The 22,204-nt window shown below is 73.9% G+C and carries 22 protein-coding genes; 13 read left to right on the plus strand and 9 right to left on the minus strand.

The window, feature by feature from the left end; translation table 11 throughout:
- Window positions 1-120: 120 nt before the first annotated feature.
- Entirely contained in the window at window positions 121-708 is a 588-nt protein-coding gene (locus tag KDL28_RS06255; protein ID WP_252436248.1) for a helix-turn-helix domain-containing protein, read from the plus strand.
- A gap of 14 nt (window positions 709-722) precedes the next feature.
- On the opposite strand, the gene KDL28_RS06260 is transcribed toward KDL28_RS06255, so the two are convergent.
- Together KDL28_RS06260 and KDL28_RS06265 are read right to left on the minus strand one after the other, a co-directional pair.
- The gene (locus KDL28_RS06260; RefSeq protein WP_252436249.1) at window positions 723-1,808 is read right to left on the minus strand and encodes a flavin-containing monooxygenase; all 1,086 of its coding nucleotides are present in this window, start codon (window positions 1,806-1,808) and stop codon (window positions 723-725) included.
- Between the two features lie 83 nt (window positions 1,809-1,891).
- Entirely contained in the window at window positions 1,892-2,755 is an 864-nt protein-coding gene (locus KDL28_RS06265) for a helix-turn-helix domain-containing GNAT family N-acetyltransferase (RefSeq protein ID WP_252436250.1), read from the minus strand.
- Window positions 2,756-2,850: 95 nt separating this feature from the next.
- Between KDL28_RS06265 and KDL28_RS06270 the strand changes: the two genes are divergently transcribed.
- The 4 genes from KDL28_RS06270 (at window position 2,851) to KDL28_RS06285 (ending at window position 6,911) form a co-directional block, all read left to right on the plus strand.
- The gene (locus KDL28_RS06270) at window positions 2,851-4,209 is read left to right on the plus strand and encodes an NAD(P)-binding domain-containing protein (protein WP_252436251.1); all 1,359 of its coding nucleotides are present in this window, start codon (window positions 2,851-2,853) and stop codon (window positions 4,207-4,209) included.
- Window positions 4,210-4,242: 33 nt separating this feature from the next.
- The gene (locus tag KDL28_RS06275) at window positions 4,243-5,481 is read left to right on the plus strand and encodes an MFS transporter (protein WP_252436252.1); all 1,239 of its coding nucleotides are present in this window, start codon (window positions 4,243-4,245) and stop codon (window positions 5,479-5,481) included.
- Window positions 5,482-5,593: 112 nt separating this feature from the next.
- Window positions 5,594-6,202, plus strand: a complete 609-nt coding sequence (locus tag KDL28_RS06280; protein WP_252436253.1) for a helix-turn-helix domain-containing protein — start codon at window positions 5,594-5,596, stop codon at window positions 6,200-6,202.
- 37 nt (window positions 6,203-6,239) lie between these two features.
- On the plus strand, window positions 6,240-6,911 hold the full coding sequence (locus KDL28_RS06285; protein WP_252436254.1) for an enoyl-CoA hydratase-related protein: 672 nt from the start codon (window positions 6,240-6,242) through the stop codon (window positions 6,909-6,911).
- Between the two features lie 4 nt (window positions 6,912-6,915).
- Here the strand turns inward: KDL28_RS06285 and KDL28_RS06290 are convergent, their stop codons facing one another.
- A complete protein-coding gene (locus KDL28_RS06290) occupies window positions 6,916-7,665 on the minus strand; it encodes a DedA family protein (protein WP_252436255.1) in 750 nt (249 codons plus the stop codon).
- Window positions 7,666-7,751: 86 nt separating this feature from the next.
- Here KDL28_RS06290 and KDL28_RS06295 point away from each other — a divergent pair, with 86 nt between their 5' ends.
- From KDL28_RS06295 to KDL28_RS06305, 3 genes are all read left to right on the plus strand, one after another.
- Window positions 7,752-8,960, plus strand: coding sequence for a sensor histidine kinase (locus KDL28_RS06295; protein ID WP_252436256.1), 1,209 nt, complete (start codon window positions 7,752-7,754; stop codon window positions 8,958-8,960).
- Window positions 8,957-9,577 carry a response regulator transcription factor gene (locus KDL28_RS06300; protein ID WP_252436257.1) on the plus strand — a complete coding sequence of 207 codons (621 nt, stop codon included), beginning with the start codon at window positions 8,957-8,959 and terminating at the stop codon, window positions 9,575-9,577. The genes KDL28_RS06295 and KDL28_RS06300 overlap by 4 nt, the downstream gene beginning before the upstream one ends.
- Window positions 9,578-9,756: 179 nt before the next feature.
- Entirely contained in the window at window positions 9,757-11,217 is a 1,461-nt protein-coding gene (locus KDL28_RS06305) for a GntP family permease (RefSeq protein WP_372496898.1), read from the plus strand.
- 303 nt (window positions 11,218-11,520) lie between these two features.
- On the opposite strand, the gene KDL28_RS06310 is transcribed toward KDL28_RS06305, so the two are convergent.
- Genes KDL28_RS06310 through KDL28_RS06320 form a run of 3 tightly spaced genes read right to left on the minus strand, consistent with a single transcriptional unit; the run spans window position 11,521 to window position 13,724 of the window.
- Entirely contained in the window at window positions 11,521-11,982 is a 462-nt protein-coding gene (locus tag KDL28_RS06310; RefSeq protein WP_252436258.1) for a TspO/MBR family protein, read from the minus strand.
- Window positions 11,983-12,040: 58 nt separating this feature from the next.
- Window positions 12,041-12,697, minus strand: coding sequence for a response regulator (locus tag KDL28_RS06315; protein ID WP_252436259.1), 657 nt, complete (start codon window positions 12,695-12,697; stop codon window positions 12,041-12,043).
- Entirely contained in the window at window positions 12,684-13,724 is a 1,041-nt protein-coding gene (locus tag KDL28_RS06320) for a HAMP domain-containing sensor histidine kinase (protein WP_252436260.1), read from the minus strand. The genes KDL28_RS06315 and KDL28_RS06320 overlap by 14 nt, the downstream gene beginning before the upstream one ends.
- Window positions 13,725-14,154: 430 nt before the next feature.
- Here KDL28_RS06320 and KDL28_RS06325 point away from each other — a divergent pair, with 430 nt between their 5' ends.
- The 3 genes from KDL28_RS06325 to KDL28_RS06335 all read left to right on the plus strand — a co-directional run bounded on the left by KDL28_RS06325 (window position 14,155) and on the right by KDL28_RS06335 (window position 16,239).
- A complete protein-coding gene (locus tag KDL28_RS06325) occupies window positions 14,155-14,724 on the plus strand; it encodes a hypothetical protein (protein ID WP_252436261.1) in 570 nt (189 codons plus the stop codon).
- Entirely contained in the window at window positions 14,721-14,885 is a 165-nt protein-coding gene (locus KDL28_RS06330) for a hypothetical protein (protein ID WP_252436262.1), read from the plus strand. The genes KDL28_RS06325 and KDL28_RS06330 overlap by 4 nt, the downstream gene beginning before the upstream one ends.
- Before the next feature lie 238 nt (window positions 14,886-15,123).
- A complete protein-coding gene (locus KDL28_RS06335) occupies window positions 15,124-16,239 on the plus strand; it encodes a baeRF2 domain-containing protein (protein WP_252436263.1) in 1,116 nt (371 codons plus the stop codon).
- Window positions 16,240-16,480: 241 nt separating this feature from the next.
- On the opposite strand, the gene KDL28_RS06340 is transcribed toward KDL28_RS06335, so the two are convergent.
- Window positions 16,481-17,974, minus strand: a complete 1,494-nt coding sequence (locus KDL28_RS06340) for a SulP family inorganic anion transporter (RefSeq protein ID WP_372496900.1) — start codon at window positions 17,972-17,974, stop codon at window positions 16,481-16,483.
- Window positions 17,975-18,185: 211 nt separating this feature from the next.
- On the opposite strand from KDL28_RS06340, the gene KDL28_RS06345 reads away from it, so the two are divergent.
- Window positions 18,186-18,608 carry a MerR family transcriptional regulator gene (locus KDL28_RS06345; RefSeq protein WP_308215931.1) on the plus strand — a complete coding sequence of 141 codons (423 nt, stop codon included), beginning with the start codon at window positions 18,186-18,188 and terminating at the stop codon, window positions 18,606-18,608.
- 313 nt (window positions 18,609-18,921) lie between these two features.
- Window positions 18,922-20,211, plus strand: a complete 1,290-nt coding sequence (locus KDL28_RS06350) for a cation:proton antiporter (RefSeq protein WP_252436265.1) — start codon at window positions 18,922-18,924, stop codon at window positions 20,209-20,211.
- A gap of 32 nt (window positions 20,212-20,243) precedes the next feature.
- Here the strand turns inward: KDL28_RS06350 and KDL28_RS06355 are convergent, their stop codons facing one another.
- Together KDL28_RS06355 and ehuA are read right to left on the minus strand one after the other, a co-directional pair.
- On the minus strand, window positions 20,244-21,113 hold the full coding sequence (locus tag KDL28_RS06355; RefSeq protein ID WP_252436266.1) for an SPFH domain-containing protein: 870 nt from the start codon (window positions 21,111-21,113) through the stop codon (window positions 20,244-20,246).
- A gap of 322 nt (window positions 21,114-21,435) precedes the next feature.
- Window positions 21,436-22,200, minus strand: a complete 765-nt coding sequence (gene ehuA / locus KDL28_RS06360) for an ectoine/hydroxyectoine ABC transporter ATP-binding protein EhuA (protein ID WP_252436267.1) — start codon at window positions 22,198-22,200, stop codon at window positions 21,436-21,438.
- Window positions 22,201-22,204: the final 4 nt, after the last annotated feature.

A 22,204-nucleotide genomic window follows, 5' to 3' on the forward strand; every position in this document is an offset into this window, starting at 1 on the left:
TCCACGGTCACGTCCACATCGGTCGTCATGCCGATCACCTCCGCGGCCATGCTCGGGCCCGTGCCGCGGAAACGGCAACGAACGTTGCCGGTTCCGGGACGCGCCGGGTGGGATGGCGGGATGGCGCAGCTCGCAGACATCGCTCGGGTCCTCGCCGACGTCGGGGGCCGGCTCAAGCAGCTCCGGACCCAGCGCAGGTGGAGCCTGTCGGCCCTGGCCGAGGCGACCGGGATCTCCACGAGCACGCTGTCGCGGCTGGAGACCGGGCAGCGCCGACCGAGCCTGGAGCTGCTGCTGCCGATCATGCGGGCCTACCGCATCCCGCTCGACGAGCTGGTCGGCGGCCCGGAGGCGGTCGACCCGCGGGTCCGCCCGACGCCCCGGCGCGTGGACGGCAGCGTGGTCCTGCCCCTGACCCGCCGCCCCGGGCCGCAGCAGAGCTTCAAGACGATCGTCCCGGCCACCCGCACCAGCCCCGATCCGTGCACGCACGAGGGCTACGAATGGCTCTACGTGCTGTCGGGCCGGCTGCGGCTCGTGGTCGCCGACCAGGACCTGGTGCTCGACGCGGGCGAGGCCGCCGAGTTCGACACCCGGCTGCCGCACTGGTTCGGCAGCACCGGGGAGGGGCCGGTGGAGGTGCTCAACATCCTCGGACCGCAGGGCGAACGCATCCACCTGCGGATGCCGCCGGGGAGCCCCGAGTGACCCGTGCGGCGGCCTCAGGTGCGCGCGGCGGCGCAGCAGCGTGTGCCGATGACCCCCGAGCGCTGGTGGGCGATGCGGGCGACGACGTGGTCGGCATCGCGGCCGACGCCGCGCAGGGTGGCGGAGGCGAGGCTGCGCTGCCACTCCAGCCCGACGTAGCCCAGGCCGGGGTGGGTGCAGGAGGTGCCGCGGTCGTGGCGGGGTGCTCCGGTGTCGTCCAGGGCGCCGAGTGGCGCGAGGTAGCCGAGGTCGGGGCGGTAGCCGGTGGCGAGCAGGATCGTGTCGACGTGCTCGCGGTCGCCGTCGGGCCAGACGATCGTGTTGCCGTCGACGCCGGTGAACAGCGGCCGCCGCGGTGGGCGGCCGCGGTCGATGGCGGTGCGGTAGGTGCCGTCGTCGAGGACGGGGACGCGGGGTTCGCTGCGCAGCAGGTGGCCGACGGGCAGGTGGTCGAGGCCGAGCGTGGTGGACCAGGAGTGGACGTCGCGGCCGAGGGGGCGTTGCGGCGCGTACCGGACCGGTGCGCGGGTGGCGAGGGTGACCCGGGTGTGGCGGGCGAGCTCGACGGCGATCTGGGCGGCGGAGTTCCCGGCGCCGACGACCACGACGTGCTGGTCGGCGAAGCGCTGGGGTGAGGTGTAGTCGGCGGCGTGCAGCACCTGGCCGGTGAAGGCGTCGAGGCCGGGCAGGTCCGGCCGGTGGGGGTTGCCGTAGCCGCCGCTGGCCGCGATCAGCAGCGGCGTGCTCAGCGACCGGCTCGGGGTGGCGACGATGAAGCCGTCGCCGTCGGTACGGACCTCGGTGACGCGCTGGTCGGTCCGGATGTCGGCGTCGAGGGTGGCGGCGTAGCGGCGCAGGTACTCCACGACCTCGTCGCGGTGCGGGTAGCGCTGCGGGTCGCCCGGGAACGGCAGGCCCGGCAGGGAGCTGTAGCGGGCGGGCGAGAACAGGGTGAGGCTGTCGTAGTAGTGCGGCCAGGACCCCACGGGTTCGGGTCCGGCTTCGAGCACGACCGCCTGCAGGCCGCGGGCGAGCAGGGCGTGCGCTGCGGCGAGGCCGGACTGGCCGGCGCCGACGACGATGGCATCAGGGCTGTTCACGAGCACCTCGAAGAGACGGTCCTCCGCACGGAGGAACGGCGAGTACGGCTATGGGCGGTGGAGCGGCAGCTGAGTCAGCTGAGTCAGAGGTCGTCGGTGCGGCGGCGCTCCAGGAAGACCGTGTCGCGCCAGGCGCCGTTGTGGCGGCCGATGCGCTCGCGCAGACCGAGGGTGCGGAACCCGGCGGACTGGTGCAGCGCGATGCCGGCCCGGTTCTCCGGGAAGATCGAGGTCTGCAGGGTCCACAACCCGGCGTCGTCGGCCGCGGTGACCTGGCGGTGGACCAGCGCCTTGCCCACCCCGCGGCCGCGGAAGCCGTCGCCGACGTAGACGGAGGTCTCCGCGACCCCGGCGTAGACCGGGCGGGTCGAGACGGGCTTCGCGGCGGCCCAGCCGACGACGTGCCCGTCGATCTCGGCGACCCAGCGGTGCTCGGGCAGCCAGGCGTGGTCGAGGGTCCGCCGGTCGGGCACCTCGCTCTCGAACGTCGCGTCACCGGTGGCGATGCCCTCGGCGTAGATCCGGCGGACGGCAGCCCAGTCCCCCGGCTCCAGCCGGCGGACGGCGACGTCGGCGGGCAGGTCCTCCGGGCAGCACGGCCGTGGAGCGAGCATCCCCATCACCGCGTCGGCGGCGTGCGGCAGACCGGTGCAGCAGGCCGGGTTGACCGCGACCATGGTCGCGGTGCGCTCCTTGCGCAGCCGCACGAAACCGACGTCGGCGAGCTTGCGCAGGTGGTGCGAGCAGGTGGACTGGCTGATCCCCAGCTGCTCGGTCAGCTCCCCCACCGTCACCTCCCGACCGGCCACGGCCACGGCGTGCAGCAGCCGCACCCGGGTCGGCTCGGCGAGGCAGGCGAACCACTCGGCGTAGGTCGCCGCGTCCTGCGGCGCGAGCTGCGCCGGCTGGGCCCGATCGCGGACGGTCAGCGGCAGGGAGGTGCTCATGAGGTGAGTATCGACCCACGTCGATGGTTGCGTCAATCGATGTCGGTCGATACAGTCCGCTCCCGTTGGATCGATGCTTGTCGATGGAGGTTGTGGTGAGCGAGAACGAGACGCCGGTCGTCGTGATCGGAGCCGGTCCGGCCGGACTGGCCGCGGCCGCGCACCTGGTGGAGCGCGGGGTGACGCCGCTGGTGCTGGAGGCCGGGTCGGTGGCCGGGGCGAACGTGCGGCAGTGGCACCAGGTGCGGCTGTTCTCCCGCTGGGCCGAGCTGATCGACCCGGCCGCGGAGAAGCTGCTCGCCCCGACCGGCTGGCGGACCCCGGCCGCGGACGCCTACCCGACCGGGGCCGAGTGGGCGCAGGACTACCTGCAGCCGCTGGCCGACGCCCTCGGCGACCGGGTCCGCTTCGACGCGCGCGTGGTCGGGGTGGCCCGACGGGGACGCGACCGGGTGGTCGACGCCGGGCGCGACACCGAGCCGCTGACCGTGCACGTCGAGACCCCGCGCGGCGAGGAGCGGATCATCGCCCGCGCCGTCGTCGACGCCTCCGGCACCTGGAGCACCCCGAACCCGCTCGGCGGGGACGGCCTGCCCGCGATCGGCGAGAAGGCCGCCGCCGCCCGCATCACCTACCAGGTCCCCGACCTCGACGACCCGGCCGTGCGAGCCCGGTACGCCGGCAAGCGGATCGCCGTGGCCGGCAGCGGCCACTCCGCGCTCACCGCGCTCGTCGCCTTCGCCGGACTCGCCGAGCAGGAGCCCGGCACGCACGTCGTCTGGCTGCTGCGCCGTGGCCGGATCGGCACCACCTTCGGCGGCGGCGACGCCGACCAGCTGCCCGCCCGCGGCGCGCTCGGCACGCGCGCCGAGGCCGCCGTGCGCGCCGGGCACATCAGCACGGTCACCGGGTTCCGCACCGCCGCGGTCGAGCAGGTGGCCGAGGGCCTGGTCCTGACCTCGCTGGACGGCCGCCGGCTCGACCCGGTCGCCGAGGTCGTCACACTCACCGGCTTCCGCCCGGACCTGTCCTGGCTCTCGGAGATCCGCCTCGACCTCGACCCCACCCTGCAGGCCCCGCGCGCACTGGCCCCGCTGATCGACCCGAACGTGCACTCGTGCGGCACGGTGTACCCGCACGGCGCCACCGAGCTCGCCCAGCCCGAGGCGGGCTTCTACCTGGTCGGGATGAAGAGCTACGGCCGGGCGCCGACGTTCCTGGCGCTGACCGGCTACGAGCAGGTCCGCTCGGTCGTCGCGGCCATCGCCGGTGATCACGACGCCGCCGGGCGGGTCGAGCTGGTGCTGCCCGAGACCGGGGTCTGCGGTGGCGCCGGTGTCTTCGACGACACCCCGGCGGGCGCGTCGGCGTCCTCGGCGCCGCCGGAGCAGAGTGGCTGCTGCGCCGCCCCGGCATCGGTCGACATCAGCATCGGTGTCGGGGCGGCCCGCTGACCGTCCTCGATCCGGACAGGAGGATCCCTGCCCGTGCCGCGCGCGAAAGCCGGGGCGGAGCCCGCCGGTCTGTCGACCGGCGGGCTCCGCCGGGTCCTCACCGTCCTGTGCGTCACCCAGATCACCCCCAGGGGCGTGCGCTACTACGCCTTCCCGGTGCTCGCCCCCACCATCGCCGCCGACACCGGGTGGCCCGTCTCCACCACCACCGCCGCGTTCTCCCTCGGCCTGGTCGTCTCGGCGCTGGTCGGCATCCCCGCCGGGCGGTGGCTGGACCGGATCGGCCCGCGACCGCTGATGACCGCGGGCTCAGTCCTGGCCGTGCCGGCCCTGCTGGGCATCGCGCTCGCCCCGACGCTGCCGCTGTTCTTCGCCGCATGGGCGCTGGCCGGGGCGGCCATGGCCGGCACCCTGTACCCGCCGGCGTTCGCCGCGCTCACCCGCTGGTGGGGCCCGCGGCGGGTCACCGCGCTCACCACCCTCACCCTGCTCGGCGGCCTGGCCAGCACGGTCTTCGCCCCGCTCACCGCCGCGCTGCTGGAGCCGGCCGGCTGGCGCGGCACCTACCTCGTCCTCGCCGCCGTGCTGGCCGCCGTCACGATCCCCGCGCACCTGTTCGGCTTGCGCGGCCACTGGCCCGAACCCGATCGCACCGAGCCCGCCGCGGCCGAGGACGTCGACCGCGACCCGGGCCGGATCGCCCGCAGCGGACCGTTCCTCCTGCTCGTCGCCGCGGTCACGCTCGGGACGTTCAGCGCGTTCGCGGTCGTGGTCAACCAGGTGCCGCTGCTCATCGAGCGCGGGCTGCCCACCTCGACCGCCGCGTGGGCCCTGGGCCTGGGCGGGCTCGGCCAGGTCCTCGGCCGGCTGGGCTACGGCAGGCTGCACGCCCTGCTCGGCCCGCGGGCCCGCGGCGTGGTGATCCTCGGCCTGTCCGCGCTCGCGACGGCGTTGCTGGCCCTGCTCACCGGCCCCACCGCACTGCTGATCGCCGCCGCGATGCTCGCCGGCGCCGCCCGCGGCGTGTTCACCCTGCTGCAGGCCACCGCGATCCCCGACCGGTGGGGCGCGGCGCACTACGGCCGGCTCAACGGCCTGCTGTCGGCCCCCAGCACGATCGCCACCGCCCTCGCCCCGTGGGCCGGAGCCGCCCTCGCGGCCGCGCTGGGCGGCTATCCCCCCGTGTTCCTCGTGCTCGCCGGCATCGCCGCGGCCGCGGCGCTGCTCATGACCGGCACCGTCTCCCGCCGGGTGGCCCCGGACACCGGGTGACGGGGTGGCCGGCCGGCGGCCTGCGCTGGTCCGCACGCCATGCCCCCAGCATTGTGGAGCATATGCTCTACTACGGTACGGAGAACCGCCCCGGCCGCAGAGGAGGTCGCCGATGCCCCGGCCGCACGTCCGCTCCCCCGATGCCGTCCTGGACGCCGCCGAGGAACTGCTCGTCGAACGCGGCCGCGCACAGCTGACCATCCGCGCGCTGGCCCAGCGGTCCGGTGCCGCCAACGGCAGCATCTACCACGCCTTCGGCTCGCTGGAGACCGTCGTCGGCGCCGCATGGCTGCGCCGCGCGCGGCTCTTCCTCACCCTGCAACGCACCGCTGTGGACGACGCACTGGCCGCCGCCGACGCGCGCGGAGCGGTGCGGGCCGCGGCCGACGCGCCGGCCCGCCTCGCCGACCACGACCTGCGCGCCGCGCAGCTGCTGGTCTCCCTGCAGCGCGACGACCTGCTCACCGAGGCCGTCGCTCCGGCGGTCGCCGACGACCTGCGCGCACTCGACACCACCCTCGTCACCACCCTGCGCGAGCTGGCCATCGCCGTCTGGGACCGCGGCGACGCCGCCGCGGTCGACGCCATCACCCTCTGCGTGGTCCGCCTCCCCGCGGCGCTGCTGTTCGGCGAGATCCGCACCGGGCGGGTCCGCGCGCACACCCGCGCCCAACTCGCCGCCGCCGTCGGCGCCGTCCTGGACTGCGGCCCGCCGCCCTGAGCACGTCACCCGGCCACCCACCACGCAGGAGACGCCCATGCCCACGCTCGACCGTTCCGACGACGTCTTCGTCCTCGACCTCGGCGACGCCGAGAACCGCTTCCACCCCGACTGGCTCGCCGCGGTCGACGCCGCCCTCGACGAGGTCGAGCGCACCGAGGGGCCCCGCGCCCTGGTCACCACCGCCACCGGCAAGTTCTTCTCCAACGGCCTGGACCTCGAGTGGCTGGGCACCCACCCCGACCGGCACGAGGGCTACGTCGACGACGTGCACGCGCTGCTCGCCCGGACGCTGGCCCTGCCGGTGATCACCGTGGCCGCGCTGCAGGGGCACGCCTTCGCCGCGGGCGCCATGCTCTCCCTCGCCCACGACCTGCGGGTCATGCGCGTCGACCGCGGCTACTGGTGCCTGCCCGAGGCCGACATCGCCATCCCGTTCACCCCCGCCATGTCCGCGCTCATCCAGGCCCGGCTGACCCCGCAGACCGCCCACGAGGCGATGGCCACCGCCCGCCGCTACGGCGGCGGCGACGCCCGCACCGCAGGCATCGTCGACCACGCCGTCCCCGAGGACGCCGTCCGCTCCACCGCCCTGCACCTCGCCGCCGCCCAGGCCGGCAAGGCCGGCGCCACCGTGGCCACCATCAAGACCCGCATGTACGCACCGGTCCTCGACCTCCTCAACGACCGGGCGACCCCCCGCGGATGACCGATCACTGCGAGCCGCCCCGACCCGGCCGCCTGCTGCGGCGGAGGAGCCGCTTGACCAGCGGCAGCGCGAGGGCCACGCCGATCAGGGCCAGGCTCACCGCGGAGGCGTACCGGTCGACCAGCAGGACGACGTCGACGGCGTGCTGGCCCAGCCCGAAGCCGAGGCCGGCGACGAGGCCGGTCACCGCGAGCGCGCCGATCGCGTCCAGCAGCAGGAACGTGGTCAACCGCAGGCCGGCCCACCCCGCCAGGGCGAACACCACGGCCGTCGGCACGCCGGGCAGCATGGCCAGCACGACCGCCGCCCGGATGACCCGCGGATCGGCCTCCCGGCCCCGCCGCGCCCATCGCTGCACCCGCGGGCTCGCCGTGAGCAGCCCGATGATGCCCGCACCCCACTGGCGGCCGGCCCACCAGGCGAGCCAGTCGAACTTGATCATCCCGAGGGCGCCCGCGGCGACGACCAGCCACAGCGGCACCTCGCCGATGCGGGCGAACGCCGCGGCGGCCCCGATCGCGATCAGGTCACCGGAGAGGAACTCCAGCAGCACCGGGTGCGACGCGATCAGGAACGGCTTCAGCGGCCGCAGCACGAACCCGATGGCCACCACGACCAGCATCGTGGCGATCAGTGCCCGGTCGGTCCGGGATGCCCGCCCCCGCCACGGCACCCATCGGCGCGCCGGGCGGGGAGCGCGCTGTCCATCCTCGCCCACCGGTCGGTCGGCGTTCAGGTCCTGAATCGTTCTCACGGTCCTCAGCGAACGCGTCGGTCGGCTCAGCCGACACGTGCACCTGTCACGAGTTGACCGTGCGGCGGACGTGGGAGGGTGGCGACGTGGTGAGCCCAGCCCGGCGCCGGCCCCCGATCAGCCCGCAGGTGGTCGTGCTCGGTGTGCTCGTGGCCGGCTTCGCCTGGGCGTTCGTGTTCCCGCTGCGGATGACGCGCCCGCCGTCCACGCCCTTGCTGGGCGCTTACCTGGCCGGGCTGACGGCGGTCGGCGCCGCGCTGTTCGTCGTGCTGCGCTCGGCCGTCCACCCGGGGAGGTGGCCGCGGGCGACGACCGTCGGGCCGGGGCTCCTCCTGCTGGCCTGCCTCGGGGTGTGGCTGCCGACGTACTCGTGGGCGGAACCGGGCCAGCAGCCGTGGGCGTGGCTGGCCGGCTTCGCCATCGGGGCGAGCGCGCTCGCGGACCGGCGGGCCGGCGCGGTCGCCGCCCTCGTCCTGGGCGGCGCGGCCGCGGCCGGCGCCGTGGCGTTCGGCCGCTCCGCGGTCGCGGGCGTGGCCATCGCGCTCGGCTGCGCCCTCGTCGTGTGGATCGCGGAGCTGTCGCTGGTGTGGCTGCTCGGGGTGGTGCGCGCAGTGGAGGCGGGCCGGGACGCCGCAGCGGAACTGGCGGTCGCCCGGGAGCGGCTGCGGGTGAGCCGCGAGCTGCACGACGTCCTCGGGCACCGGCTCGGCATCATCGCGTTGAAGGCCGAACTGGCCGAAGGCCTGGCCACGACCCAGCCGCAGCGCGCGGCGGCGGAGAGCGCCGAGATCCGGTCGATCGCCTCGACCACGCTCGCCGAGGCGCGTCGGGCCGTGCACGGCGACACCGTCGCCGACCTCGCGTCCCAACTCTCCTCCGCCGAGCTCGTCCTCCGCTCCGCCGGCATCGCCACGACCGTCGACGTCGACCCCGCCCGACTGCCACCAGCCGCATCGCGGCTGCTGGCCACGGTCGTGCGGGAGGCGGTGACGAACCTCCTCCGGCACGCCGACGCGCGGGAGGTGTCGATCACCTACGACAGCCCGTCGGCCACTCTGGTGATCACCAACGACGGGGTGGGGTCCGACTCCGGCACCGGCGCGCCGACGTCCGGGTCCGGTCTCGCGGCCCTGGCCGTGCGGTGTCGCGAGGCGGGGGCTCGGCTCAGCCACGGGCCGACCGGTGACGGCCGGTTCGAGGTGCGGGTAGCGCTGTCACCAGATGTCGCACCAGATGTCGCACCAGATGGCGCGGTGCGGCCACGACCGCTTCGACCAGGTGGGGAAGCTCGATGACCGACGCCCCGACGATCCGGGTGCTCGTCGCCGAGGACGACGAGCTGATCCGCGTTGCGCTGATCGCGCTGCTGGAGCGCGAACAGGGCATCGAGGTCGTGGCCCGGGCCGCCGACGGGCGCCAGGCGATCCAGCAGGCGCTGGCCCACCGCCCGGACGTCGCCGTCCTCGACCTGCAGATGCCGGTCGTCGACGGCATCGGCGTCGTCGTCGAGCTCGGCAGGGCGCTCCCCGAGTGCGCGTGCGTGATCCTCACCGGGCACGGCCGACCGCGGGTGCTGCGCACGGCGTTGGCCTCCGGAGCGCGCGGCTTCCTCGCCAAGGGCGCACCCGGCACCGCGCTCGCCGACGTCGTGCGGCGGGTCTTCGCCGGTCAGCGCTACGTCGACCCGGTACTCGCCGCGGACGCGCTCACCGAGCCGCCGTCACCGCTGACGCCCCGGGAGGCGGAGGTGCTGAGCGCGGCCGGTGCGGACCGCCCGGTGCCCGAGATCGCCCGGACGCTGTTCCTCTCCGCCGGCACGGTCCGCAACCACCTCGCGACGATCACGCAGAAGCTCGGGGCCGGGTCGCGCGCCGAGGCGTACCGGATCGCCCAGGACCACGGCTGGATCTGACGTGTGGACGCGGGAGGTGCCGAGCCGGGGCCTGACCGACCGGGCCGCCCACCACCCCCACCGATGGTCGCAGTCGCGGGTGCGTCGCGCTCCGACGAGCGCGTTGTGCGCCCACACGCCACGATCATCACGGCCGCCAGCGGTGCGGGCCTGGCCGTCGTCGTCGGAGGAGGTGCGTCGTGGAGGAAGTAGTACCCGCGTACGGAACGGTGCCATTGCTGCTCATCGCGGTAGGCGCCGTCGCGGTCCTGCTGGTGCTGATCATGGCGCTGCGCCTGCACGCGTTCGTGGCGCTGATCCTGGTCAGCCTGGTCACCGCGCTCGTCGCCGGGATCCCGGTCGGCGACGCCGTCGACACCCTCCTCGAGGGCTTCGGGACCACCTTGGCCAGCGTCGCGCTGCTGGTCGGGCTGGGCGCGATGATCGGCAAGCTGCTGGAGGTCACCGGCGGCGCACAGGTGCTCGCCGACACCCTGGTGGGGCGGTTCGGCGAGAAGCGCGCCCCGCTCGCGCTCGGCATCGCGTCGCTGCTGTTCGGGTTCCCGATCTTCTTCGACGCCGGATTCGTGGTGTTCCTGCCGATCATCTTCAGCGTCGCCCGCAGCTTCGGCGGCTCGGTGCTGCTCTACGCGCTGCCCGCGGCGGGCGCCTTCGCCGTGATGCACGCCTTCGTACCGCCGCACCCGGGTCCGGTCGGCGCGGCCGGCATCCTCGGCGCCGACATCGGCCTGGTGCTCGTGGTCGGGCTGGTGCTCGGCCTGCCCACCTGGTACGTCGCGTCGTACCTGTTCAGTCGCTGGGTGGGCAAGCGCACCTTCGTCCCGGTGCCCGATGTCCTCGCCGGTGGGGACGCCAGGGAGGAGCGCGTCGTCGAGATCGACGACGACGACCCGGAGGACGGCGGGACGGGCGGGGCGCGCACCGGTACCCGCGCGCCGGCGGGTGTGCGCACGGCCCCGCCGCGGTTCAGCACCGTGCTGCTGCTCCTCCTCCTGCCGCTCGTGCTCATCCTGCTCAACACCGGCCTCAACACCCTGGCCACCGCAGGCGTCGTCGACGGCGACACGGCGACCGTGGGCGCCCTGCGGCTGTTCGGGCAGACCCCGGTGGCCCTGCTCATCACGGTGCTGGTGGCCATGGTGGTGCTGGGCCGGGAGCGGTTCAGCCGGTCCGAGGTGGAGGAGATCGTCAACTCCTCGCTCGGCCCGGTCTGCGCGATCATCCTGATCACCGGGGCCGGTGGCGCGTTCGGCGGCGTGCTGCGGGCGAGCGGGATCGGTGACGCGCTCGCCGAGAGCCTGAGCTCCATCGGGCTCCCGGTGATCGTCGCGGCGTTCATCATCGCGACCGCGCTGCGCGTCGCGCAGGGCTCCGCGACGGTGGCCCTGACCACCACCGCGGGCCTCATCGCGCCCGTCGTCGCGGCGGAGGGGTTGTCGCGGTTCGACGTGGCGTGCGTGGTGATCGCGATCGCGGCCGGGGCGACGGTCCTGTCCCACGTGAACGACTCGGGGTTCTGGCTGGTGGGACGGTTCCTGGAGATGGACGTGAAGACCACCCTGAAGACCTGGACGGTCATGGAGACCCTGATCGGCCTGGTCGGCTTCGCCCTCGCCCTGGTGGCGAGCCTGATCCTCTAGTGGGGGGTGGCCAGGAAGGTCCGCCGGTAGATCGGTGGATCCAGGCGTCCGCTGGCGAGGCGCCGGTCGGCCCGTCGTACCTGGCGTACCCGGGTCGGCCGGCAACGCAGCCAGCGGGCGGCTGGGCCGCCGAGGGTGCCGGTGGACCTTTCTGGCCGCCCCACCAGCCGCCAGGGGTCCTGACCCCGGACCACGGACACGCTGGCCCCCGCACTGCGGGGGGAGCGAGATGATCCACGACCACGGCCCGGGAGAGCTACTCCGACGAGCCCAGGATCACGCCGAACTCACCGCAGCACCGGGTCAGCGGGGGCTGCGGTTGAGCCGCCAGAGCTGCAGGGTCCACGGCACGTCGTAGCCGATCACCCACGCCGTGTACGGAGCCAGCAACAGGCTCGACGTCCGGTCCCTGGACACCGAGACCTGCAGCGCGACCAGCGGCACGAGAAAGGCCAGGATCCCGACGAACCCACCCCACACGCTGCGGCGACCGAAGAGCACGAGGTTCCACACCTCGTTGAGCGCCAGCACCACCAGCGCCAGCCGCGTCGCGGTGCGGTCCCGGCGATCCGTGGCCCGGTAGAGCACGCACCCGAGCAGCACGTAGTAGGTGATGCCGACAGCAGCGAACCCCGCCAGCGGCAGCTGCATCCGCGGCCGCCGCAACCCCTGCAGCCAGGCCAGATCGTCCTTGCTGATCAACGCGTTCCCGGCCACGGCCGCCGTCGTGGTCGCCGCGACGGCTGTGAGGATCGGACGGTGCATGCGGCGAGGATGGCAGCGGAGTGCGGCACTGACCAGGTCGGGTGATCGCCGACCGCGGTCAGGGTTCGACGAGGCCGGAGCGGATCGCGAACCTGGTGAGGTCGACGCGGTCGTGCATGCCCAGCTTCTGCAGGGCGTTGGCCCGGTGCCGGTCCACGGTCTTCACGCTGATGAACAGCGTCTCGGCGATGTCCTTGGTGGAGTGGCCCTCGGCGATCAGCTTGACCACCTCCTCCTCGCGCGGGGTGAGGAGGGTGTCCGGGAGGCGCTCGCCCTGCCGCCGGCGTTGGATGTAGTCCCGCACCAGGGCGGTGCTGGTGCCCGGGTAGTGGAACGGCTCGCCGCGCATCGCGGCCCGGCAGGCCTCCACCAGGTCCCGGTCGGCCACCGACTTCAGCACGTAGCCGACCGCGCCGACCTTCAGCGCCTCCACGAAGTACTGCTCGTTGTCGTACATCGACAGCATCAGCATCCGCACCGCCGGGGCGGTCCGGGCGATCTCGCGGGCGGCCTGCAGGCCGGTCATCCGCGGCATCGCGATGTCGAGCACAGCGAGGTCGACGCGACCGCGCGAGCACGCCTCGACCGCCTCGGCGCCGTCGCCGACCTCCGCCACCACTGTGAAGTCGGGCTCGCCGTCGAGGATCAGCCGCAGCCCCCGGCGCACCAGCGCGTGGTCGTCGGCCAGCAGGATGCGCGCCTCAGGCGGTCCCATCCCCACCCCTCTCCCGTGCTCGTGCGGTGGGTACCACGAGACGGACCTCGGTGCCGCCCGACGGTGCCGGGTCGACCGTCAGGTCGGCGCCGACCAGGAGCGCGCGTTCGCGCATCCCCCGGATCCCGGCGCCCTCGGCCTCGTCGTCGATGCCGCGACCGTCATCGCGGATGCGCAGTTCGACGCGGTCGCCGTCGCCGGTCAGGGACAGCTCCGCGTGCGCGGCGCCCGCGTGCCGCGCGATGTTCGTCAGACCCTCCTGCGCGATCCGGTACAGCACGAGTTCGGCGTCGCCGTCGAGCACCGGCAGCCGGTCGTCCAGCCGCGTCGCCAGCGCCACCCCGCTCGCCTCGACGAACTCGCCTGCCAGCGCGTTCATCGCGCTGAGCAGGCCGAGATCGTCCAGGACGCCCGGGCGGAGCCTGCGGGCGATCTGCCGGACCTCGTCGAGGCTGCTCCGGACCATCTCCTGGACGGCGCAGAGCTCGTCGCGCAGACCCTCGGGTGCGCGGTCGACGCTGCGCTTCAGGCCGAGCAGCACGACGGTCATGCTCTGGCCGATCTCGTCGTGCAGTTCGCGGGCGATCCGCTGCCGCTCGCCTTCCTGCGCGGCGAGCGCCCGCGCGGTGCTCACTCCGCGCTCGGCCTCCAGCCGGTCGAGCATCTCGTTGAACGTGCGCACCACGTACGCGAAGTCCCCGCCGCTGCTCACCGCGATCCGCTGTCCGGGTCGCAGCAGATCCACCCGTTGCATCAGGGCGGTCAGCCCGTCCAACGGACGCAGGCTCTCCCTGAGCAGGAACCCGCTCACCACCAGCAGGACGATCAGCCCCACGGCCAGGACGCTGATCTCGGTCACCACCACCGGAGCCGACACCGTGGCCGGCGACAGCACCAGCACCGCCGCCCCGGCCGAGAACACCACGCCGTTGACCACGAACAGCCGCCAGAACAGCGCGCTCACCGCTGTCCGGACCGGGCGGGTGCTCCCGCCCGCGGCAGGAGGGGACCGAACGGCGACGGGCATGCGGTCAGGGTCGCCCCCCACGAGGTGGGTTGTCCATGAGGGCAACGCCCCACTTCACCGCCTCCCGGCCCGATCCCGGCACGGCTGCACGGGAGATGAGGGTTGAGCCCGAGGCCCCGCCCCGGACGCCGGGCAGGCTGCCCGTCACGAACGCGCTCCGCGTCCGCGCGCCACCACCCGAGCCGCCGATCGCCGACCACACCGATGCGCGAAGGAGCAGCCGATCGCGCGGCCCGAACATGGGGGTTGAACCCGATGGTCGTCGGCGGCTCGGGCGGTCAGGCTGGTCGCGGGATCCTCAACCGCCCTCACAGTTCCTCGGCACGGGATGGAACCTGTCGAGTCGCGCGCCGCACGCTGCCGTGTCGGCCGTCCGCACGGCCGCGAAGAGGCCCGGGAACAGCGAGCTCACTTCGGGGGAAGGCACCGGATGAAAAGCGATGCACTGATCGCGGCGCTGGGCGTGGACGCGGTCGCCGCGGTGCGCGGGTACCGCACCGCGGTCGTGACCGATGCCGCGCGGCGCGGGCTCGTCCTGACCAGCAGCGCGCTGACCGGGCCCACCCGGACGGCGGCGGCCGGGACGCGCGTCCTCGACCCGGTCGACATCCGGTTGGTCTTCGCACGCGGAGGCGTCCGCGCCGACCTGAGCGGCCGGCTGCTGCAGTGGGGTCCGGCGACGGGCTGGTCGACCGAGGTGCCCGCGGACCCGGCTTCGGTCCGCTACTACGCCGGCCCGGATGCCGTCCCGCTCAGCCTGGTCCCCACCGCCCCGCAGATCCTGGACTGGGTGGTGAGGGGCGTCGACGCCGCAGCGGCGCGCCACCCCGCCCCGGCCCCGGACGGGGTGGAACTCGCCGCCGACCCGGCCGCCCTGCGCCGATTGATCGACTTCATCGACCCGCCCCGGCTGGCGCACGCGCACCAGGTGCTGCGCGTCGCCGGACGCGCGCCGCACTCCCCCCATTTCCCGAGACCGAGACGAGGACGCCCATCATGATGACCCTGCTGATCTTCCTTCTCGTCGCATGGCTCGCGCTGACCGTCGTGGGCGTGCTGATCGAAGGCTTGTTCTGGCTGGCGGTGATCGGAGTCGTGCTCTTCCTCGGCACGGCCGGTTACGCGGCGATCCGGCGACGGGCCGGGCAGCAGATCACCTGATCCGACGGCATCGGCCGGAAGGCCGAGGAATGGCACGTGCTGCGCCAGGTGACCGGGCAGACCGGGCTGGTGCGCACCAGCGGTCAGGACTGGACCGTCCGTGCGCTCGACGAGTCGTTGGTCATCCCGGCCGGCAGGCACGCACTGGTCCACCGCCCCCTGCACGAGCGGCGGCCGACGGGAGTCCGGTTCGGCGGCGCAGGAGAAGGCCCCGTGAGACCCATCCTGAGGAGACCTCGTGACGAACACCCCCGCATCCCACCGCCCTGCTCCGGTCGTCCCCCTGCCCGAGGACGCCTTCGCATCCGAGGGACCGGTGGTCACGGCCCACCTGATCACCGATGGCTCGCAGCCCGGAGCCGCCCGACGGACAGCGCTGCGGTGGAAGGCCCTGCGCACCCGGCTGAGCACCGAGGGAGCGCCGGAGGCCGCGCTCACCGCGATCGACCCCCTCGTCGAGGTGGCGCACACCGCGGGCGCCGCCCTGTTCGCCGTCGCGGACGCCGACGGGTTGCGCTACGCGGCGCACCTGCCGGAGCCTCCGGAGACCGACGACGCCAGGGTCAGCCCGCTGCCGCACCTCGCACCGCTGCTGGCCGCGACCCAGGAGCGCCTCCCGCACCTCGTCGTCGTCACCGACCGTCTCGGAGCGGAGCTCATCGCCGTCCTCCCCGACCAGCACGACCAGCACGTCGAGGTCGACGGTGAGGACCTGCACGTCACCCGGTCCGCCCCGGGGGGCTGGTCGCAGCGCCGGTTCCAGCAGCGCGCGGAGAACCGGTGGGAGTCCAACGCGCGCGAGGTGTCCGAAGCGGTCACCGCGTTGTTCGACCGCACCGCGCCGCGCCTGGTCGTGCTCAGCGGCGACGTGCGGGCCGTGCAGTTCCTGCGCGAGCACCTCCCGGTCCGGGTCGCCGACGCGGTCACCGAGGTCCAGGGTGACTACGGGAGCCCCGACGAGGCGCTGCGCCGGGCCCGGCCCCTCGTCGCCGCCGCGGTCGTCGACGACACCGCCGCCCTCCTGGCCGAGCACCACCGCGGGAGCAGCGAGGGCCTGGCGGTCTGCGGGGCCGAGGACACCCTGGCCGCGCTGCGGGCCGGGCAGGTGCACACCGTGCTGCTCGACCCTACCCGTGCCGCTGACCGCACCGGGTGGTTCGGGCCCGGCGGGTCGCAGGTCGGGTCGACAGCCATCGCGCTGCAGGCCACCGGCGTCCTCGATCCGCGACCGGCCCCGCTCTCCGACGTCGTGGTCCGGGCCGCCGCGAGCACCGCGGCCGCGGTACGGGTCGTGCCGGGCGGCACGCCGGCCACAGCTCAGGACGGTGTCGCAGCCCTGCTGCGCTACCGCTGACCGGTATCGGCGAACCCGGCGCTCGGCCACGAGATCCTCGGCGAGATCGTGGAGAGGGGCACCGACGCGAGGCCCCTCGACCTCCGAGTACGCCACCGTGGCCACGCCGACCGGACTGCTGCGCTTCCGACGAGGACCGGGCCCGGGAGGAGGTCCTCGCCCTGGCGATGCTGTCGGACATCCTCCCTGCCGGCTTCCCCGCAGCGGTCACCGCCGGAGTGGCGGCCGCTCGACGGTCCGGTCAGTGCCCGGCCGAGGCGAGCCCGGCCAGCGCGGTGTGCCGCGTCAAGCTGTTCTCGTTCATGCCCACGATGCGCACCGTGCTGCCGCGTGCCGCGTACTTGGTGGTGATCGCGTCCAGAGCGGCGACGGTGGAGGCGTCCCAGACGTGCGCCGCGGACAGGTCGATCACGACGTCGGCCGGGTCGTGGGCGTAGTCGAAGGCGAACACCAGGTCGTTGCTGGAGGCGAAGAACAGCTGCCCGCTGACCCGGTACACCTTCGAGGTGCTCTCGGGGTCGAGCACGCCGGTGACCTCCACCAGGTGCGCCACCCGCCGGGCGAACAGCACCATGGCGACGAGCACCCCGACCCCGACGCCGTAGGCGAGGTTGTGGGTGGCCACGGTGACCGCGACGGTGGAGACCATCACCGTGGTCTCGCTCTTGGGCATCCGCCGCAGCGTCGCCGGGCGCACGCTGTGCCAGTCGAACGTCCCGACCGCCACCATGATCATGACCGCGACCAGCGCCGCCATCGGGATCAACGCCACCACATCGCCCAGGGCGACCACGAGGACCAGCAGGAACACCCCGGCCAGGAACGTCGATGCCCGGGTGCGCGCGCCCCCGTGCTTCACGTTGATCATGGTCTGGCCGATCATCGCGCAGCCGCCCATGCCGCCGAAGAACCCGGTGACGACGTTGGCCACGCCTTGGCCCCACGACTCGCGGGTCTTGTCCGAGTGGGTGTCGGTGATGTCGTCGACCAGCTTGGCGGTCATCAACGACTCCAGCAGCCCCACGACGGCGATCGCGATCGCGTAGGGGGCGACGATCATGAACGTCCCCAGCGTGAACGGCACCACGGGGACGGCGAGCATCGGCAGGCTGTCGGGCAACGCACCCTGGTCGCCGACCGTCGGCACCGCTACCCCGGCCACCACGGTGAAGCCGGTGAGCGCGACGATCGCCACCAGCGGCGCGGGCACCACCCGGGTGAACCGGGGCAGTCCGACCAGCACCAGCAGCCCGACGGTGAGCAGCCCGTACACCGCCCACGACACGTCCACCAGGTAGGGCAGCTGCGACAGGAAGATCAGGATGGCCAGGGCGTTGACGAAGCCGACCATCACGCTGCGCGGCAGGAACCGCATCAACCGGGCCACCCCGACCACCGCGAGCAGCACCTGCAGCAGCCCGCCCAGCACCACCGCGACCAGCAGGTACTCCAAGCCGTGCTCGCGCGCCAGCGGCGCGACCACCAGCGCGATCGCCCCCGTCGCCGCACTGATCATCGCCGGCCGCCCGCCGGTGAACGCGATGGTCACCGCCATCGTGAACGAGGCGAACAGGCCGATCCGGGGGTCCACCCCGGCGATGATCGAGAACGCGATCGCCTCCGGGATCAGCGCCAGCGCCACGACCAGGCCGGCGAGGGCCTCGGTGCGCAGCACGCGCGGGGACGACCACGACGGGCGGGACGGGCGGAGCGGGCGCAGCGCAGGACGGATCATCATCTCTTTCCGGATGGGCCCTCGACGCGGAGAGCGGCGGAGGTGAGCCGCACGCGACGGGGCTCGACGCCGGAAACCCTACCGATACGGGAGGGTTGGTCGGCCACCTTGTGATGATCGGTACAGCCGAGCAGGACGCGCAGCGCTTCGGAGATGGGGCTCATCCTCACGTCGCGGTAGGTTGGGGCCGGATATGACGCGAAGGTGGAGCGTGGACGACGTGATGCAGATCGGTGCGGTCGCCACGCGGGTCGGCCTGTCGTTGCGCACCCTCCGGCACTGGGACGAGATCGGCCTCGTGACGCCGTCCGAGCGCTCCCCCGGTGGCTTCCGCCTCTACACCGAGCCGGACGTCGAGCGGCTCCTGCTGGTCAAGTCGATGAAGCCGCTGGACTTCCCGCTCGACCAGATCCGCGAGCTCGTCGAACTGATCACCGCGCTGTCCGCGGACCCCCCGCCGGACGCCGCGGCCACCGAGGACATGCTCAAGCGGCTGGGGATGTACCGCGCCGCCACCGACAGCCGCATCGAGTCACTGCGCGCCCAACTGCACGGGCTGGACTCCCTCTCGCAGAACCTGCGCTCGCTGGCCAACACGACCGCCCGCCGGGCGGGCCCGACGCGGCGCCCATGAGCGCCGACCACGCGAAGTCCGATCACCGGGAGACGAGCCGCCGGCGCACCCCTGGAAGTGGATCCTCCCCCGCGGTCATGTCGTCGGCGGTGGCGCCGGACCAGTCGACCCACGTCCGGTCCAGCGGCGCCCCCATCCGCTGCCGGACGAGGCGAAGGCGGTCCCGGAGCCGAGCGGTGCGTGCGGCCTGCCCATCGTGATCCCGTCGATCCCGGACGACTTGCGCGGACCAGGAGGGTTCACGTGACCGTCCGCCGGGCAGAAGAGGTGTCGACGGCCCCGCTCCGGGACGCCGGTAGTGGAACGGAAGCGTGTGGACCTCCTCGATCTGACCTACGCCCTCGTCGGGGTGGGCGCCCTGCTCGCCGGGTTGCTCCCCCGCCTGCTCGCCGACCGACCCATGTCCATGCCGATCGTCTTCCTCGGCCTGGGCATGGCGTTGTTCTCGGTGATCGGTGACCTGCCCGACCCGGACCCGATCCAGTACCCCGAGGTGGCCGAGCGCCTCACCGAGATCGGCGTCATCGTCGCGCTGATGGGCGCGGGGCTCAAGCTCGACCGCCGCCTCGGCTGGCGGTCGTGGTCGTCGACGTGGCGGCTGCTGGCGGTCGCGATGCCGCTGACGATCGCGGCCACCGCCCTGCTCGGCTGGTGGTGGATCGGCCTGGCCCCGGCCGCGGCGATGCTGCTGGGCTCGGCGCTGGCACCCACCGACCCGGTGCTCGCCTCGGACGTCCAGGTCGGCGAGCCCGGGGGGCAGGAGGACGGCGAGGACGAGGTGCGCTTCGCGCTGACCTCGGAGGCCGGGCTCAACGACGCGCTGGCCTTCCCGTTCGTCTACGCCGCCATCCACATGGCCGTCGCGGGGGCCGACCCGGCGGGGTGGCTCGGCGAGTGGGTCCTGACCGACGTGCTCGTCAAGCTCGGGGTCGGCGTCCTGGGCGGGGTGCTGGTGGGCCGGCTGCTCGGCGCGCTGTTCTTCCGGGCCCGCTCGGAGAAGCTGCACCTGGCCTCGCACGCCGAGGGCTTCGTGGCGCTGGCGGCCACGTTCCTGGCCTACGGCCTGACCGAGGTCGCCGGCGGCTACGGCTTCCTCGCCGTGTTCCTCTGCGCGCGGTCCATCCGGGCGTCCGAGCGCGACCACGACTACCACCAGGTGCTGCACGACTTCGTCGAGCAGATCGAGCGGCTGCTGACCGTGCTGCTGCTGGTGTTGTTCGGCGGGGCGGTCGTTCGCGGCCTGCTGGGCCCGCTGACCTGGCAGATGGTCCTGCTCGGGCTGGCCGTCGTGCTGGTGGTGCGGCCGCTGTCGGCGTGGCTGTCGCTGCGCGGCGGGCCCGGGTCGCGGGCCGAGCGCACCACCATCGCCGCCTTCGGGATCCGCGGTGTCGGCTCGTTCTACTACCTGGCCTACGCCACCGCCGAAGCCGGCTTCGACGGCGTCGAACTGGTGTGGGCCACCGCGGGCCTCGTCGTCGTGGTGTCGGTCCTGCTGCACGGCGTGGCCGCGACACCGATCATGAAACGGCTCGACCGGGTCCGGAACACGGAACCGGCCGCGGGCATCGAGGGCACGGGGCCCACGGCGCAGGACCCGCCGTGAGGGTCCGCAGCGCCGTCGTGACCGGTCCGCGGTCAGCTCGGGGCGCGGCGTCCACCGGGCTGGTCCTCCTCGGACGCCGAGGCCGGGTCGATCCGACGATCGGCGTCGAACCGCTGCTCGGACCGACCGGCGCGGTCGTCCCGCACGAGTGAGCGGATCAACTCGATCCGCAGCGGCACGACCACGGTGTCGCCCTGGTCCGCGGCCGCACCGGGCGGCTGCAGTCGCAGCGCGTCGGGGTTCTCCTCCAACGCCTTCGCGACCTCGGCCAGCCGAGCCGCGGCAGGACTCCCGCCGCCCGGAGCGAGCACCCGGGCAGGCGAGCGCCACCCGGCGGCTCGTCGGCGCGGGCCGGCGACGAGGACGACGTCCTGGATCTCCACGCGATCGACGCGGGCTCCCCACTCCGTCGCCGACGCGCCGATCCGCGCATCGACGACCGCTCGGGCATCGGCCCCGACGTGGTCGCGGTCGGAGACCACCGTGTCCAGGTCGGTCCGACCGAGGACCTCTCGCAGCGAGGTCCCCAGTGCGCCCGACGACGCGTCGGCGCAATCGGCCGCCGTGGCCAGCACCTTCGCCGGATCGGTGACGAGCAGGTGCACGACCGCGTCGACATCGATGACGGCACCGTCCTTGGTGGTGGCGCCGCGCACCTGAACGTGCGCCACCAGGGCCCGGATGGGTACCCGGACGATCCGGTCGGCGACGGGGACCAGCACATGCGGTTCGACGCGGCGATCCTCGGACTGCAGCGGCCGCCCTCCGGATCGAGCGCGGCCGCGACGGCGCAGCGCTGCCCACGAACCCGCGCCCGACACGAGCACCACGACGACGGCGAGCACCACCTCGCCGGTGCCCGGCCCGGCCATCGCCGCGATGTCGGGCGACGCTGCGCTCATCGCCCAGAACCGCGTCGGCGTACCCGCGGGGCGGGTGGCGGGTGGGCCGACGAGCGGCCGAGGGAGCAGTGCGCACCGACGGGTCGGTCGTCAGGATCAGGGAGGAGGGGCATCGCGATCGCCGTTTCTCGTGCAGCCGTCAGATGGTGCCGACCAGCCTTCCCGGCGCGCCCTGCGCTGAGGCTATGCCCGGATCACCAGGACCGCCACCCGCCTCCGTCGCCGCGCTCGGCCGGGTCCCGCGTGCGGTCGTCGCCGTCGCGGGTGGCAGCGGCGCGACATCCGCGGCGACCGAACGCGCGGTTCGGGGGCGCGGTCGCGCTCATCGGCCCTCCAGCACCGCCGCGAGGAACTCCTTGGTGCGCGGTTGCCGTGGCTCGCGCAGCAGTTGGTCCGGGGGGCCGTCCTCGATCACCCGGCCGCCGTCCAACATCAGCACCCGGTCGGAGAAGTCGCGGGCGAAGCCGATCTCGTGGGTGACGCAGAGGATGGTGATGTCGGTCGTGTCGCCGATCCGCCGCAGCAGCCGCAGCACGCCGGCTACCAGCTCCGGGTCGAGCGCGGAAGTGATCTCGTCGAGCAGCAGGACGTCCGGGCGCATGGCCAGCGCGCGGGCGATCGCCACCCGCTGCTGCTGCCCGCCGGACAGCCGGGCCGGGTGCTCGTCGATCTTCTCCGCGAGCCCGACCATGTCCAGCAGCTCGGCCGCCCGCTCGGTCGCCTCGGCCCGGGACAGGCCGAGGACCCGTGTCGGGGCCTCGATGAGGTTGCCCAGCACGGACATGTTCGGGAAGAGGTTGAACTGCTGGAACACCATCCCGATCCGGCGACGCACGTCGCGGGAGTGCTTCTCGTCGGCGGGCACCAGCTCACCGCGCCGGTGCATGTGCGACAAGTAGCGCCCGCCCACCCGGATCGTGCCGGCGTCCACCCGTTCCAGGCACATCAGCAGCCGCAGGATGGTGGTCTTGCCCGACCCGGAGGGGCCGATCAGCGTGACGTGCTCGCCGGGATCGACGGCCAGGTCGAGGTCCGAGAGCACGACGGAGTCGCCGAAGCGCTTGTGCACGCCCTCGAAAACGATCATGGGC

Origin of the sequence: Pseudonocardia humida, from assembly GCF_023898865.1 — a bacterium.
GTDB classification, from domain to species: domain Bacteria; phylum Actinomycetota; class Actinomycetes; order Mycobacteriales; family Pseudonocardiaceae; genus Pseudonocardia; species Pseudonocardia humida.

What these genes read in the sequence shown, in the direction of transcription:
- KDL28_RS06315 (WP_252436259.1), bottom strand. Translation starts at nt 12,697, where the DNA reads ATGGGACCGCCTGAGGCGCGCATCCTGCTGGCCGACGACCACGCGCTG.
- KDL28_RS06320 (WP_252436260.1), bottom strand. Translation starts at nt 13,724, where the DNA reads ATGCCCGTCGCCGTTCGGTCCCCTCCTGCCGCGGGCGGGAGCACCCGC.
- KDL28_RS06340 (WP_372496900.1), bottom strand. Translation starts at nt 17,974, where the DNA reads ATGATCCGTCCTGCGCTGCGCCCGCTCCGCCCGTCCCGCCCGTCGTGG.
- KDL28_RS06310 (WP_252436258.1), bottom strand. Translation starts at nt 11,982, where the DNA reads ATGCACCGTCCGATCCTCACAGCCGTCGCGGCGACCACGACGGCGGCC.
- KDL28_RS06280 (WP_252436253.1), top strand. Translation starts at nt 5,594, where the DNA reads ATGCCCCGGCCGCACGTCCGCTCCCCCGATGCCGTCCTGGACGCCGCC.
- KDL28_RS06265 (WP_252436250.1), bottom strand. Translation starts at nt 2,755, where the DNA reads ATGAGCACCTCCCTGCCGCTGACCGTCCGCGATCGGGCCCAGCCGGCG.
- KDL28_RS06300 (WP_252436257.1), top strand. Translation starts at nt 8,957, where the DNA reads ATGACCGACGCCCCGACGATCCGGGTGCTCGTCGCCGAGGACGACGAG.
- KDL28_RS06255 (WP_252436248.1), top strand. Translation starts at nt 121, where the DNA reads ATGGCGCAGCTCGCAGACATCGCTCGGGTCCTCGCCGACGTCGGGGGC.
- KDL28_RS06285 (WP_252436254.1), top strand. Translation starts at nt 6,240, where the DNA reads ATGCCCACGCTCGACCGTTCCGACGACGTCTTCGTCCTCGACCTCGGC.
- ehuA (WP_252436267.1), bottom strand. Translation starts at nt 22,200, where the DNA reads ATGATCGTTTTCGAGGGCGTGCACAAGCGCTTCGGCGACTCCGTCGTG.
- KDL28_RS06355 (WP_252436266.1), bottom strand. Translation starts at nt 21,113, where the DNA reads ATGAGCGCAGCGTCGCCCGACATCGCGGCGATGGCCGGGCCGGGCACC.
- KDL28_RS06330 (WP_252436262.1), top strand. Translation starts at nt 14,721, where the DNA reads ATGATGACCCTGCTGATCTTCCTTCTCGTCGCATGGCTCGCGCTGACC.
- KDL28_RS06325 (WP_252436261.1), top strand. Translation starts at nt 14,155, where the DNA reads ATGAAAAGCGATGCACTGATCGCGGCGCTGGGCGTGGACGCGGTCGCC.